This window comes from Streptomyces sp. NPDC056169 (genome assembly GCF_042268445.1).
In the GTDB taxonomy this organism is placed as follows: Bacteria; Actinomycetota; Actinomycetes; order Streptomycetales; family Streptomycetaceae; genus Streptomyces.
Genome location: NZ_JBHJUO010000034.1, coordinates 21687 through 34869 on the forward strand (window position 1 = coordinate 21687; position 13183 = coordinate 34869).

Sequence of the window (13183 nt, forward strand, 5' to 3'; positions counted from 1 at the left end):
TCCGGCCAGTCGGATCCGGAACCGCACGAAGCAGTCTCTGAGGACGGCATGCCCTGTCATCACGTCTCTTGGTCGGGATGCGCACCCGACGAACGTCGGATGGCCGCGACCGGGACGGCCGCCCGCGGCCGATGCGCAGTTGACGTGCCTCGGAGACGTTTCCCGCTGGCAGTGGTGGCGGGTATGGTAGCGGCTGTTAGCTTCCCCGGCAGTCTGCGCTTCTGGCGTGCGGCTGCCGTGTTCTGTTCTTGCTCGCATTCAAACCGTCACCCTCACGCGCGTAACGCGGGGGTCGCAGGAGGCACCGTGCTCACCGCGTTCGCCCGGGCGTTCAAGACGCCCGACCTGCGCAAGAAACTGCTCTTCACGCTCGCCATCATCGTGCTGTACCGCCTCGGCGCGCACATCCCGGTGCCCGGCGTCAGCTACGAGGCTGTTCAGCAGTGTGTCAAGCAGGCCAGCGAGGGCAACAACAGCCTGTTCGGCCTGGTCAACATGTTCAGTGGCGGGGCGCTGCTGCAGATCACCATCTTCGCGCTCGGCATCATGCCGTACATCACGGCGAGCATCATCCTGCAGCTGCTGACCGTCGTGATCCCGCGCCTGGAGGCCCTCAAGAAGGAGGGTCAGTCCGGTACCGCCAAGATCACGCAGTACACGCGGTACCTGACGATCGCCCTCGCCATCCTCCAGGGCACCGGTCTCGTGGCCACCGCGAAGAGCGGCGCGCTCTTCAGCGGCTGTGTGGTCGCCGACCAGGTCGTGCCCAACCAGTCGATCTTCACGATCGCCACGATGGTCCTCACGATGACCGCGGGCACCGCCGTCGTCATGTGGCTCGGTGAGCTCGTCACCGACCGTGGCATCGGCAACGGCATGTCGATCCTGATGTTCATCTCGATCGCCGCCGGCTTCCCGGGCGCCCTGTGGAAGATCAAGGTCGAAGGCGACCTGGCCGACGGCTGGATCGAGTTCGGCACCGTGATCCTCGTGGGCTTCGCGATGGTGGCCCTCGTGGTCTTCGTCGAGCAGGCTCAGCGGCGCATCCCCGTGCAGTACGCGAAGCGGATGATCGGTCGGCGTTCCTACGGCGGTACGTCCACTTACATCCCGTTGAAGGTGAACCAGGCAGGTGTGATTCCTGTCATCTTCGCGTCGTCGCTGCTCTACATCCCGGCCTTGATCGCCCAGTTCTCGAACTCCACCGCAGGGTGGAAGACCTGGATCGAAGCCCACTTCGTCAAGGGTGACCACCCCTACTACATCGCGACGTACTTCCTCCTGATCGTGTTCTTCGCCTTCTTCTACGTGGCGATCTCGTTCAACCCCGAGGAAGTAGCCGACAACATGAAGAAGTATGGTGGCTTCATCCCGGGTATCCGGGCTGGTCGACCTACTGCTGAGTATCTGAGCTACGTGCTCAACCGGATCACTTGGCCGGGCTCGCTGTACTTGGGTCTGATCGCTCTTGTGCCGACGATGGCGTTGGCAGGCTTCGGTGGCGCCAATGCCAACTTCCCCTTCGGTGGGACGAGCATCCTCATCATCGTGGGTGTGGGGCTGGAGACCGTGAAGCAGATCGAGAGCCAGCTCCAGCAGCGCAATTACGAAGGGTTCCTCCGCTGATGCGAATCGTCCTCGTCGGACCGCCCGGTGCGGGCAAGGGCACGCAGGCCGCGTACCTTGCCAAGAACCTGGACATCCCGCACATCTCCACGGGTGACCTGTTCCGTGCCAACATCTCGCAGGGCACGGCGCTCGGGCTCGAGGCTCAGTCGTACATGAAGGCCGGCCAGCTCGTGCCGGACTCCGTGACGATCGGGATGGCCAAGGACCGCATGGAGCAGCCGGACGCCGTCAACGGCTTCCTGCTCGACGGGTTCCCGCGCAACGTGGCCCAGGCCGAGGCTCTGGACGCGATCCTCAAGGCCGGGCACGTCCAGCTGGACGCGGTCCTGGACCTGGAGGTCCCCGAGGACGAGGTCGTGAAGCGGATCGCGGGTCGCCGCATCTGCCGCAACGACAGTGCGCACGTCTTCCACGTGACGTACAACGCGCCGAAGACCGCAGGCGTCTGCGACGCCTGCGGCGGCGAGCTCTACCAGCGCGACGACGACTCCGAGGAGACCGTCCGCCGGCGCCTGGAGGTCTACCACACGGAGACCGAGCCGATCATCGACTACTACCGGTCGCAGAGCCTGGTGTCGACGATCTCCGCGCTCGGCAAGGTGGACGAGGTCACGGCGAAGGCCATGGCCGCGCTGAAGAAGTAACCCCGGTTCGTCCGATACGGCCGCGGTGCCCTTGAGGGGCGCCGCGGCCGTATCGTTGTTCTGTCCCGTGTACACGCAAGGAAGGGCCCCCGACGATGGTGCAGATCAAGACCCCCGAGCAGATCGCGAAGATGCGCGAGGCGGGACTGGTCGTCGCCGCCATCCACGCGGCGACCCGCGAGGCGGCCGTGCCGGGTGCCACGACCCGGGACCTGGACGAGGTCTCGCGGAAGGTCATCGCCGACCACGGGGCGAAGTCGAACTTCCTCGGGTACGGCGGCTTCCCCGCGACGATCTGCACCTCGGTGAACGAGGTCGTCGTCCACGGCATCCCCGACGAGAAGACCGTCCTCAAGGACGGCGACATCATCTCCATCGACGCCGGCGCGATCGTGGACGGCTGGCACGGTGACGCGGCCTTCACGGCCTTCGTGGGCACCGGCCACGCGCCCGAGCTCGTCGAGCTCTCCCGGGTGACGGAGGAGTCGATGTGGGCGGGCATCGCGGCGATGAAGCTCGGCAACCGGCTCGTCGACATCTCGAAGGCCATCGAGACGTACATCAAGCGGCAGCCCCGCCCGTCGGTCGGCGAGCACAGCCTCGGTCGGTACGGGATCGTCGAGGACTACGGCGGCCACGGCATCGGCACCGAGATGCACATGGACCCGCACCTGCTGAACTACGTCTCCCGCAAGCGCGGCAAGGGCCCGAAGCTGGTCCCCGGTCTCTGCCTGGCGATCGAGCCGATGGTCTCCCTGGGCACCCCGCACACCGAGGTCCTCAAGGACGACTGGACGGTCGTCACGACCGATGGCACCTGGTCCTCCCACTGGGAGCACTCGATCGCCCTCACCGAGGAGGGCCCCCTGGTCCTGACCGCGGTCGACGGCGGCAAGGCGAAGCTGGCGGAGCTGGGTGTCACGGCGGCGCCGGACCCGCTGGCGTAGCGCCGGATCCTCTCACGTACCCGCTTGCGTAATGATCTTCTACTGTGGGCAAACTTCCCGGATTCGTCTTTTCCAGGGGCCTGACGTAGACTGATGCGTCGGCTCTCGTGTACCCGTGTGTCCGCATACGGCGGCGAGAGTCGATCAAGGTAGCCGATTCGAAAGGCGAAGCGTGGCCAAGAAGCAAGGTGCCATCGAAATCGAGGGCACCGTGATCGAGTCCCTCCCGAACGCCATGTTCAAGGTGGAACTCCAGAACGGTCACAAGGTCCTCGCGCACATCTCCGGCAAGATGCGGATGCACTACATCCGAATCCTTCCGGACGACCGGGTCGTCGTGGAGCTCTCTCCGTACGACCTGACGCGTGGCCGGATCGTCTACCGGTACAAGTAGATCTTGCCCGCACCCCGCTTCACGGCGCGGGTGGTGGCACTGACCCGGAGAACCTCACATCCCATGAAGGTCAAGCCGAGCGTCAAGAAGATCTGCGACAAGTGCAAGGTGATCCGCCGTCACGGTCGGGTCATGGTCATTTGCGACAACCTGCGCCACAAGCAGCGCCAGGGCTGACGCACGCCGACCGACCTGCATTTCGCAGTTCTTCGCGCGACGCATAGCAGTACGTACATACGCAGAGCCCGTCGGGCCGTGTTCCACGGTTGACGGCACCTCCGGCGGGGGCCGGGGACCCGGACGTACCACTCTTCGAGACTTCGAAGGGTCGGCGGTCGGGAGCGGTTCTGCAGCAGACCCCCGAGAACACAGGAGCCATTGAATGGCACGCGTTTCCGGTGTTGACATCCCGCGCGAAAAGCGTGTGGTGGTCGCACTCACCTACGTCTTCGGCATCGGGCGTACCCGGTCCGAGGAGATTCTCGCCGCGACCGGCGTGAACGAGTCCACCCGTGTCCGTGACCTTGCCGAGGAAGACCTCGTCAAGATCCGTGAGTACGTGGACGCCAACCTCCAGACCGAGGGTGACCTCCGCCGCGAGATCGCCGCCGACATCCGCCGCAAGGTCGAGATCGGCTGCTACCAGGGCCTGCGCCACCGTCGTGGCCTGCCCGTTCGCGGTCAGCGCACCAGCACGAACGCTCGTACCCGCAAGGGCCCGCGTCGCGCCATCGCCGGCAAGAAGAAGCCGGGCAAGAAGTAGTCCTCAGCGGACGCTTGACCAAGCGGTCTTCGCTGTAGGACCGACCACCTCCCGTAGGAGTTATAGATGCCCCCCAAGGGTCGTCAGGGCGCTGCCAAGAAGGTGCGCCGCAAGGAAAAGAAGAACGTCGCTCACGGGCACGCCCACATCAAGAGCACGTTCAACAACACCATCGTCTCGATCACGGACCCCGCGGGCAACGTGATCTCCTGGGCCTCCGCCGGCCACGTCGGCTTCAAGGGCTCGCGCAAGTCCACCCCGTTCGCCGCGCAGATGGCCGCTGAGTCGGCCGCTCGCCGCGCGCAGGAGCACGGCATGCGCAAGGTCGACGTCTTCGTCAAGGGTCCGGGCTCCGGCCGCGAGACCGCGATCCGCTCCCTCCAGGCCACGGGCCTCGAGGTCGGTTCGATCCAGGACGTCACCCCCACGCCGCACAACGGCTGCCGTCCCCCCAAGCGCCGCCGCGTCTGACGCACGGCTGCTTGACCCAGGCTTCGGGCGGTACGGCTCTTCGGACCGTGCCGCCCGTACCCTTGTAGGTGCTACATCCCGTCGGGCGTCAAATAGTGGGCGTCCACGACAGAAGGACATAACGACATGCTGATCGCTCAGCGTCCGTCGCTGACCGAAGAGGTCGTCGACGAGTTCCGCTCCCGGTTCGTGATCGAGCCGCTGGAGCCGGGCTTCGGCTACACCCTCGGCAACTCCCTCCGCCGTACCCTCCTCTCCTCGATCCCGGGTGCCGCTGTCACCAGCATCCGCATCGACGGTGTCCTGCACGAGTTCACCACCGTGCCGGGCGTCAAGGAGGACGTCACCGACCTCATCCTGAACATCAAGCAGCTGGTCGTCTCCTCGGAGCACGACGAGCCGGTCGTGATGTACCTGCGCAAGCAGGGCCCGGGTCTGGTCACCGCCGCCGACATCGCGCCCCCGGCCGGTGTCGAGGTGCACAACCCCGACCTCGTCCTCGCCACGCTCAACGGCAAGGGCAAGCTGGAGATGGAGCTGACCGTCGAGCGCGGTCGCGGCTACGTCTCCGCTGTCCAGAACAAGCAGGCGGGCCAGGAGATCGGCCGTATTCCGGTCGACTCCATCTACTCGCCGGTGCTCAAGGTCACGTACAAGGTCGAGGCGACCCGTGTCGAGCAGCGCACCGACTTCGACAAGCTGATCGTCGACGTCGAGACCAAGCAGGCCATGCGCCCGCGTGACGCCATGGCGTCCGCCGGCAAGACCCTGGTCGAGCTGTTCGGTCTGGCGCGCGAGCTCAACATCGACGCCGAGGGCATCGACATGGGCCCGTCCCCCACGGACGCCGCCCTCGCCGCCGACCTGGCGCTGCCGATCGAGGAGCTCGAGCTCACCGTTCGTTCGTACAACTGCCTCAAGCGCGAGGGCATCCACTCCGTGGGTGAGCTCGTGGCGCGCTCCGAGGCCGACCTGCTCGACATCCGCAACTTCGGTGCGAAGTCGATCGACGAGGTCAAGGCGAAGCTGGCCGGTATGGGCCTCGCGCTGAAGGACTCGCCGCCCGGATTCGACCCGACCGCTGCCGCTGACGCCTTCGGCGCCGACGACGACGCGGATGCCGGTTTCGTCGAGACCGAGCAGTACTGATTCTCTTCCTGAGGATCGATTGACCTCTGCCGGCCGGTTTCGGCTGGTCGCGCAGTTCCCCGCGCCCCTTTAGGGGGCGCGGGGTCTCCGACGGGTGACCGCCCGCTCGGATACTGACCTCGGTACCTGATACGGCCGGGGCAGACACCAAGGAGAAACACCATGCCGCGTCCCGCGAAGGGTGCCCGCCTCGGCGGTTCCGCCGCTCACGAGCGTCTGCTGCTCGCCAACCTGGCGAAGTCCCTCTTCGAGCACGGCCGCATCACGACGACCGAGGCCAAGGCCCGTCGCCTGCGTCCCGTCGCCGAGCGCCTGATCAGCAAGGCGAAGAAGGGCGACATCCACAACCGTCGCCTGGTGCTGCAGACGATCACCGACAAGGGCATCGTCCACACCCTCTTCACCGAGATCGCCCCGCGTTACTCGGAGCGTCCGGGTGGTTACACCCGTATCACCAAGATCGGCAACCGTCGTGGCGACAACGCCCCGATGGCCGTGATCGAGCTGGTCGAGGGCGAGATCGCCAAGAAGGCGACCGTCGCCGAGGCCGAGGCCGCCACCGTGCGCGCCGTCAAGGAGGCCGACGCGGCCGCCGAGGCTCCGGCCGAGGAGTCGAAGGACGCGTAAGCGTTCCGACGAGTTTCTCGTGTGCGGGCCCGTACCCCCCTGGGGGTGCGGGCCCGTTCCCGTGTGTTTGATGGTTCGAGAGGATGGTTCCGCGTGAGCGATGACGTGCAGGACGGGTTCGTACGGGTACGCCTTGACCTGTCGTACGACGGCAAGGAGTTCTCCGGCTGGGCCAAGCAGCCCCAGGGCCGGCGCACCGTGCAGGGCGACATCGAGGCCGCGCTGCGGACCGTGACGCGGTCCACGGAGACGTACGAGCTGACCGTCGCCGGCCGGACCGACTCCGGGGTGCACGCGCGCGGTCAGGTCGCCCACGTCGACCTGCCCGTCGAGCTCTGGGAGGAGCACCGGGACAAGCTGCTCAGGCGGCTCGCGGGGCGGCTCTCCCACGACGTACGGGTGTGGAAGGTGGAAGAGGCCCCCGCCGGCTTCAACGCCCGGTTCTCGGCGATCTGGCGCCGCTACGCCTACCGCGTCACCGACAACCCCGGGGGCGTCGACCCGCTCCTGCGCGGGCACGTCCTGTGGCACGACTGGGCCCTCGACATGGACGCCATGAACGAGGCCGCGACCGCGCTCGTCGGCGAGCACGACTTCGCCGCGTACTGCAAGAAGCGCGAAGGGGCCACGACCATCCGCACCCTTCAGGTGCTGCGGTGGGAGCGGCGGGCCGACGGCATCCTCGAAGCGACCGTGAAGGCGGACGCCTTCTGCCACAACATGGTCCGCTCGCTCGTCGGCGCCATGCTCTTCGTCGGCGACGGACACCGGCCGGTCGACTGGCCCGGCAAGGTGCTCGCCGCCGGCGTGCGGGACTCGGCCGTCCACGTCGTACGGCCGCACGGCCTCACCCTCGAAGAGGTCGGCTACCCGGAGGACGCGCTCCTCGCCGCGCGCAGCAAGGAGGCCCGCAACAAGCGGTCACTCCCCGGGAGCGTTGGCTGCTGCTGAGGCCTGCGCGCGACCGCGGGCGTAGATCTGGTTGAACGCGAAGGTGCCGAGGTCGTCGCTGGCCTGGAAGACCGGCTTGTCGGCCTTGGTGACCTTCTTGCCGTTGGTGAAGCCCGCCTGCGTGAAGTAGGCGTAGCGGCCGGCCGAGTTCGCGCGGCGCAGGCAGACCGTGCCGTGACAGAACTCACGTACACCCGCGCCCGCGAGCGGCGCGATGCCGCCGGTGGCCTGGCCCTTCGCCTTCAGTGCCGCCGCCTCGGACGGGAAGACGGCCACGCCGACGGTGATCGCCACGCCGTCCTTCACGTAGGTGGCGCGCAGGAGCTTCTGGCAGCCGTTCTTCTTGAGGACGGCACCGAGACCGCCCTGCGTGACGGACGCGCAGTTCGTGGTGGCGGAGGTCGCGCCCTTCTTGTACGGGCGGCCGTTCATGCTCATCTTCTTGCCCGGGAACAGGCCGTCCGCGGTGAGCGGCGCCTTGTCCTTCTTCGGGTCCGAGATGTAGTCCTTCGGGTTCGGCGGGGGCGGCGGCGCCACCGAGGAGAACGTCGGCTCGGGCGTGGGGGAGCCGGTGGCGGAGACCGTGGGGGTGACGACCCCGCCGTTCTTCGACTCGTCGTTCGTCTTGTTCGTGGACACGACGGCCGTGGCGACGATCGCGCCCACGGCGACGGTCGCCAGCGCCCCGCCGCCGATCAGCAGCCAGCGCTTGCGGCGGCCACGGCTCGCCGAGGCGTCGGCGAGGGCACCCCAGTCGGGCGTCGGCCCGCCGCCCTGCGCCCCCGGGAAGGGGTCCGGCTGCTGCTGCCCCTGGCCCGGCTGCCCGCCGAACGGCTGCTGCCCGCCGTAGCCGGGCTGCTGCCCGTACCCCGGCTGCTGCCCTCCGTGGCCGGCCTGCTGCCCGTACCCCGGCTGCGGTCCGTGGCCCGGCTGTCCCTGCCCCTGCTGCTGCGGCTCCTGCGGCCACTGCGGTCCCCCAAAGCTCATGCCGCGCATCCTAATCCGGTTGGGCGAAGGGGACGCGTGCGGTGACAATGCACCCCATGGGACATGTCGAGGCCGCACATCTTGAGTACTACCTTCCGGACGGGCGGGTCCTGCTCGGGGACGTCTCCTTCCGCGTCGGGGAGGGCGCCGTCGTCGCCCTCGTCGGAGCCAACGGCGCCGGCAAGACCACACTGCTCCGGCTGATCTCCGGGGAGCTCCAGCCGCACGGAGGCTCGGTCACCGTCAGCGGCGGCCTGGGCGTCATGCCGCAGTTCATCGGCTCCGTACGGGACGCGTCCACCGTCCGTGACCTGCTGGTCTCGGTGGCGCAGCCGCGGATCCGGGAGGCCGCGAAGGCGGTCGACGAGGCCGAGCACCTGATCATGACGGTCGACGACGAGGCCGCGCAGATGAAGTACGCGCAGGCCCTCAGCGACTGGGCCGAGGTGCAGGGGTACGAGGCCGAGACGGCCTGGGACATCTGCACCATGGCGGCGCTCGGCATGCCGTACGAGAAGGCGCAGTTCCGGGAGGTGCGGACGCTCTCCGGCGGTGAGCAGAAGCGCCTGGTCCTGGAATCGCTGCTGCGCGGCCCCGACGAGGTGCTGCTCCTCGACGAGCCGGACAACTACCTCGACGTGCCCGGCAAGCGGTGGCTGGAGGAGCGGCTGCGGGAGACCCGCAAGACCGTGCTCTTCATCTCCCACGACCGGGAGCTGCTCTCCCGGGGAGCCCAGAAGATCGTCGCGGTCGAGCCCGGCCCGGCCGGCTCGGACGTGTGGGTGCACGGCGGCGGCTTCGACACCTTCCACGAGGCGCGGCGCGAGCGGTTCGCGCGCTTCGAGGAGCTGAAGCGGCGCTGGGAGGAGAAGCACGCCCAGCTGAAGAAGCTGGTCGTCAACCTGCGGCAGGCGGCGTCGGTCTCCCACGACATGGCCTCGCGGTACGCGGCGGCGCAGACCCGGCTGCGGAAGTTCGAGGAGGCGGGTCCGCCGCCGGAGCCGCCGCGCGAGCAGGACATCAAGATGCGGCTGCGCGGCGGGCGCACCGGGGTGCGGGCCGTGACCGTGGAGAACCTCGAGCTGACCGGTCTCATGAAGCCGTTCTCGCTGGAGATCTTCTACGGGGAGCGGGTCGGCGTCCTCGGGTCGAACGGCTCCGGGAAGTCGCACTTCCTGCGGCTGCTCGCGGGGGACCCCACGGTCGCCCACACGGGCGACTGGAAGCTGGGCGCGCGGGTCGTGCCCGGGCACTTCGCGCAGACCCACGCGCACCCGGAGCTGGCCGGGCGGCCGCTCGTCGACATCCTGTGGACGGAGCACGCCAAGGACCGGGGCGGCGCGATGTCGATGCTGCGGCGGTACGAGCTGGAGCGGCAGGGCGACCAGTCGTTCGACAAGCTGTCCGGCGGGCAGCAGGCGCGGTTCCAGATCCTGCTGATGGAGCTGGCGGGCACGACGGCGCTGCTCCTCGACGAGCCGACGGACAACCTGGACCTGGAGTCGGCCGAGGCGCTCCAGGACGGCCTGGAGTCGTACGACGGGACGGTCCTTGCGGTCACCCACGACCGCTGGTTCGCGAAGAGCTTCGACCGGTTCCTGGTGTTCGGGTCCGACGGAGTCGTACGGGAGACGACGGAGCCGGTCTGGGACGAGCGACGGGTCGAGCGGGCGCGGTGACCCGGGTCGGTCGGCGGGCGCCTGGGGCACGCGTCGACGGACGGAGTCCGGCGCAGCCGGGCGAAGCCGGGGAGGCCCCCTGGGGCCTCCCCGTGCGAGGGCGGCGTAGAGGAGTGGTCCTGGTGTCTCGCGGCGTTTTGACCCGTCCGGGGTGGCGCGGGTACTGTTGCGGTTTGTTATGCGTATGGGATTTGTCGTTCTCACACGACGGGCCCTTACGCAGGTTCCCTGGAGCAGTTACCAGTGGCTCGCATACGGGCAGCGTCCCGGCAGTGCAGGCCCCAGCTGCATGATCGCTTCAGGTGTGTCTGGACTCCATCCACTGAAGAAGCGAAGGCTACGAAGTGCGTACGTACAGCCCCAAGCCCGGCGATGTCACTCGCCAGTGGCACATCATTGACGCGCAGGACATCGTCCTGGGCCGTCTGGCGACCACGGCTGCGAACCTCCTCCGAGGCAAGCACAAGCCGATCTACGCCCCGCACATGGACATGGGCGACTTCGTCATCATCATCAATGCTGACAAGGTCCACCTGTCCGGCAACAAGAAGACCCAGAAGCTGGCGTACCGCCACTCCGGCTTCCCGGGTGGTCTCCGCTCCGTCCGTTACGACGAGCTGCTGGAGAAGAACCCCGAGAAGGCCGTCGAGAAGGCCATCAAGGGCATGATCCCCAAGAACACCCTGGGCCGTCAGATGCTCTCGAAGCTGAAGGTCTACGCGGGCCCGAACCACCCGCACGCTGCGCAGCAGCCGGTTGCGTTCGAGATCACCCAGGTCGCGCAGTAGTTCCGGCCACACCCCCTAAGAACGAAAGAAATCTGAGGAGCATCGTGGCCGAGACCACCCCCGAGACCCCCGTCGACGAGTTCGAGGGCGTTGAGGAGTACACCACCGAGACCGAGCTCGTCGAGGGTGAGTACACCTCCGAGTCGCTCGCGTCCCGCTTCGGCGACCCGCAGCCGGCCGCCGGCCTGGGCCGTCGCAAGAACGCCATTGCCCGCGTCCGGATCGTTCCGGGCACCGGCAAGTGGAAGATCAACGGTCGCACCCTTGAGGACTACTTCCCCAACAAGGTGCACCAGCAGGAAGTCAACGAGCCCTTCAAGGTGCTCGAGCTCGACAACCGCTACGACGTCATCGCCCGCATCGCGGGTGGCGGTGTCTCCGGCCAGGCCGGCGCCCTGCGCCTCGGTGTGGCCCGTGCGCTGAACGAGGCGGACGTCGAGAACAACCGCCCGGCGCTGAAGAAGGCCGGCTTCCTCTCCCGCGACGACCGTGCGGTCGAGCGCAAGAAGGCCGGTCTCAAGAAGGCCCGTAAGGCCCCGCAGTACAGCAAGCGTTAATCACGCCTGCTCGGACTGTTTTCGTACGCCCCGGCGGCACTGCCCGTGCCGTCGGGGCGTACGTTTTTTCATAACCATTTCCACCTTTTCCACCTTGACGTTCATCTTTCATCGGCTTGGGCACGTATTTTCGGAGGACAGCTGTGGGACGACTCTTCGGCACGGACGGCGTGCGCGGCGTCGCCAACGCGGACCTGACGGCGGAGCTGGCGCTCGGTCTCTCGGTCGCGGCGGCACACGTACTGGCCGAAGCGGGCACCTTCGAGGGCCACCGGCCGACCGCCGTGGTCGGACGGGACCCGCGCGCGTCGGGAGAGTTCCTGGAAGCGGCCGTCGTGGCGGGTCTCGCCAGCGCCGGTGTCGACGTGCTGCGCGTCGGCGTCCTCCCCACCCCCGCCGTGGCCCACCTCACCGGCGTCCTCGGCGCCGACCTCGGCGTGATGCTCTCCGCCAGCCACAACGCGATGCCCGACAACGGCATCAAGTTCTTCGCCCGCGGCGGCCACAAGCTCGCCGACGACCTCGAGGACCGCATCGAGTCCGTCTACGAGGAGCACCGCACCGGCGCTCCCTGGGCGCGTCCGACCGGTGCCGGCGTCGGTCGGGTCCGCGACTACGACGAGGGCTTCGAGACGTACGTCTCCCACCTCCTCACCGTCCTCCCCAACCGTCTCGACGGCCTCAAGGTCGTCCTCGACGAGGCCCACGGCGCCGCCTCCCACGTCTCGCCCGAGGCCTTCACCCGGGCCGGCGCCCAGGTCGTCACCATCGGCGCCGAGCCGGACGGCCTCAACATCAACGACGGCTGCGGCTCCACCCACCTGGGTCTGCTCCGCGCCGCCGTCGTCGAGCACGGCGCCGACCTCGGCATCGCGCACGACGGCGACGCCGACCGCTGCCTCGCCGTGGACGCCGCGGGCAACGAGGTCGACGGCGACCAGATCCTCGCCGTGCTCTCCCTCGCCATGCGCGAGGCCGGGACGCTGCGCGGCGACACCGTCGTCGCGACCGTCATGTCCAACCTGGGCTTCAAGCTCGCCATGGAGCGCGAGGGCCTGAACCTCGTCCAGACCGCGGTCGGCGACCGCTACGTCCTGGAGTCCATGAAGGAGAACGGCTACGCGCTCGGCGGCGAGCAGTCCGGGCACGTCATCGTGCTCGACCACGCCACCACCGGCGACGGCACCCTCACCGGCCTGATGCTCGCCGCCCGGATCGCCGCCACCGGCAAGTCCCTCGCGGAGCTCGCCGGCGTGATGGAGCGCCTCCCGCAGATCCTCATCAACGTCCCGGACGTCGACAAGTCCCGTGTGAAGACCTCCGGCGACCTCGCCGCCGCGGTCACCGCCGCCGAGACGGAGCTCGGCGCCACCGGCCGTGTCCTGCTGCGCCCCTCCGGCACCGAGCCGCTGGTCCGCGTCATGGTCGAGGCCGCCGACATCGAGCAGGCCCGCGCGGTCGCGCAGCGCCTGGCGGACGTCGTGAAGTCCGCGCTGGGCTAGGCTTTCTGAAGCACCGTCATGCAGCGGGGGAGGCCCCGTCGCACCCGGAGTCCGGGCGCGACGGGGCCTCCTTGTCGTTCCGGACGCCCCAGGCC

General features: G+C 68.3%; 15 protein-coding genes. 14 read left to right on the forward strand and 1 reads right to left on the reverse strand.

Annotated features, from left to right (window positions below):
• Nucleotides 1-306: 306 nt before the first annotated feature.
• The 10 genes from secY (at nucleotide 307) to truA (ending at nucleotide 7575) form a co-directional block, all read left to right on the forward strand.
• On the forward strand, nucleotides 307-1626 hold the full coding sequence (gene secY, locus ACFC0G_RS37655) for a preprotein translocase subunit SecY (RefSeq protein ID WP_376412975.1): 1320 nt from the start codon (nucleotides 307-309) through the stop codon (nucleotides 1624-1626).
• On the forward strand, nucleotides 1626-2273 hold the full coding sequence (locus ACFC0G_RS37660) for an adenylate kinase (RefSeq protein WP_376412978.1): 648 nt from the start codon (nucleotides 1626-1628) through the stop codon (nucleotides 2271-2273). The genes secY and ACFC0G_RS37660 overlap by 1 nt, the downstream gene beginning before the upstream one ends.
• 95 nt (nucleotides 2274-2368) lie before the next feature.
• Nucleotides 2369-3220: a type I methionyl aminopeptidase gene (gene map, locus ACFC0G_RS37665; RefSeq protein ID WP_024755421.1), complete on the forward strand. Its 852-nt coding sequence runs from the start codon at nucleotides 2369-2371 to the stop codon at nucleotides 3218-3220.
• Nucleotides 3221-3392: 172 nt separating this feature from the next.
• The gene (gene infA, locus ACFC0G_RS37670) at nucleotides 3393-3614 is read left to right on the forward strand and encodes a translation initiation factor IF-1 (RefSeq protein ID WP_003956442.1); all 222 of its coding nucleotides are present in this window, start codon (nucleotides 3393-3395) and stop codon (nucleotides 3612-3614) included.
• A gap of 63 nt (nucleotides 3615-3677) precedes the next feature.
• Nucleotides 3678-3791 carry a 50S ribosomal protein L36 gene (rpmJ, locus tag ACFC0G_RS37675; protein WP_003956441.1) on the forward strand — a complete coding sequence of 38 codons (114 nt, stop codon included), beginning with the start codon at nucleotides 3678-3680 and terminating at the stop codon, nucleotides 3789-3791.
• 205 nt (nucleotides 3792-3996) lie between these two features.
• Nucleotides 3997-4377 (forward strand): 30S ribosomal protein S13, encoded by a 381-nt coding sequence (gene rpsM, locus ACFC0G_RS37680; protein WP_024755422.1) that lies wholly within the window; start codon nucleotides 3997-3999, stop codon nucleotides 4375-4377.
• 66 nt (nucleotides 4378-4443) lie between these two features.
• Nucleotides 4444-4848, forward strand: a complete 405-nt coding sequence (gene rpsK, locus ACFC0G_RS37685) for a 30S ribosomal protein S11 (protein WP_006376016.1) — start codon at nucleotides 4444-4446, stop codon at nucleotides 4846-4848.
• Between the two features lie 126 nt (nucleotides 4849-4974).
• On the forward strand, nucleotides 4975-5997 hold the full coding sequence (locus ACFC0G_RS37690; RefSeq protein ID WP_024755423.1) for a DNA-directed RNA polymerase subunit alpha: 1023 nt from the start codon (nucleotides 4975-4977) through the stop codon (nucleotides 5995-5997).
• 162 nt (nucleotides 5998-6159) lie between these two features.
• Nucleotides 6160-6624, forward strand: coding sequence for a 50S ribosomal protein L17 (rplQ, locus tag ACFC0G_RS37695; protein ID WP_024755424.1), 465 nt, complete (start codon nucleotides 6160-6162; stop codon nucleotides 6622-6624).
• 93 nt (nucleotides 6625-6717) lie between these two features.
• Nucleotides 6718-7575, forward strand: coding sequence for a tRNA pseudouridine(38-40) synthase TruA (truA, locus tag ACFC0G_RS37700; protein WP_376412983.1), 858 nt, complete (start codon nucleotides 6718-6720; stop codon nucleotides 7573-7575).
• On the opposite strand, the gene ACFC0G_RS37705 is transcribed toward truA, so the two are convergent.
• Complete coding sequence (locus ACFC0G_RS37705; RefSeq protein ID WP_376412986.1) at nucleotides 7546-8562, reverse strand: hypothetical protein; 1017 nt, start codon at nucleotides 8560-8562, stop codon at nucleotides 7546-7548. The two genes, truA and ACFC0G_RS37705, sit on opposite strands and share 30 nt — an antisense overlap.
• A 56-nt stretch (nucleotides 8563-8618) precedes the next feature.
• Between ACFC0G_RS37705 and ACFC0G_RS37710 the strand changes: the two genes are divergently transcribed.
• The 4 genes from ACFC0G_RS37710 (at nucleotide 8619) to glmM (ending at nucleotide 13088) form a co-directional block, all read left to right on the forward strand.
• On the forward strand, nucleotides 8619-10241 hold the full coding sequence (locus ACFC0G_RS37710; RefSeq protein ID WP_376412989.1) for an ABC-F family ATP-binding cassette domain-containing protein: 1623 nt from the start codon (nucleotides 8619-8621) through the stop codon (nucleotides 10239-10241).
• Nucleotides 10242-10585: 344 nt separating this feature from the next.
• Nucleotides 10586-11029, forward strand: coding sequence for a 50S ribosomal protein L13 (rplM, locus tag ACFC0G_RS37715; protein WP_376412992.1), 444 nt, complete (start codon nucleotides 10586-10588; stop codon nucleotides 11027-11029).
• 44 nt (nucleotides 11030-11073) lie between these two features.
• Nucleotides 11074-11586, forward strand: a complete 513-nt coding sequence (gene rpsI / locus ACFC0G_RS37720; protein WP_015035601.1) for a 30S ribosomal protein S9 — start codon at nucleotides 11074-11076, stop codon at nucleotides 11584-11586.
• A 143-nt stretch (nucleotides 11587-11729) separates the two neighbouring features.
• Nucleotides 11730-13088 carry a phosphoglucosamine mutase gene (gene glmM, locus ACFC0G_RS37725; protein WP_376412996.1) on the forward strand — a complete coding sequence of 453 codons (1359 nt, stop codon included), beginning with the start codon at nucleotides 11730-11732 and terminating at the stop codon, nucleotides 13086-13088.
• The last annotated feature ends 95 nt before the right edge of the window (nucleotides 13089-13183 follow it).

Coding starts and splice junctions, on each gene's coding strand:
- rpsK (WP_006376016.1), top strand. CDS start 4,444: ATGCCCCCCAAGGGTCGTCAGGGCGCTGCCAAGAAGGTGCGCCGCAAG.
- ACFC0G_RS37660 (WP_376412978.1), top strand. CDS start 1,626: ATGCGAATCGTCCTCGTCGGACCGCCCGGTGCGGGCAAGGGCACGCAG.
- ACFC0G_RS37710 (WP_376412989.1), top strand. CDS start 8,619: ATGGGACATGTCGAGGCCGCACATCTTGAGTACTACCTTCCGGACGGG.
- rpmJ (WP_003956441.1), top strand. CDS start 3,678: ATGAAGGTCAAGCCGAGCGTCAAGAAGATCTGCGACAAGTGCAAGGTG.
- rplQ (WP_024755424.1), top strand. CDS start 6,160: ATGCCGCGTCCCGCGAAGGGTGCCCGCCTCGGCGGTTCCGCCGCTCAC.
- ACFC0G_RS37705 (WP_376412986.1), bottom strand. CDS start 8,562: ATGAGCTTTGGGGGACCGCAGTGGCCGCAGGAGCCGCAGCAGCAGGGG.
- rpsM (WP_024755422.1), top strand. CDS start 3,997: ATGGCACGCGTTTCCGGTGTTGACATCCCGCGCGAAAAGCGTGTGGTG.
- ACFC0G_RS37690 (WP_024755423.1), top strand. CDS start 4,975: ATGCTGATCGCTCAGCGTCCGTCGCTGACCGAAGAGGTCGTCGACGAG.
- map (WP_024755421.1), top strand. CDS start 2,369: ATGGTGCAGATCAAGACCCCCGAGCAGATCGCGAAGATGCGCGAGGCG.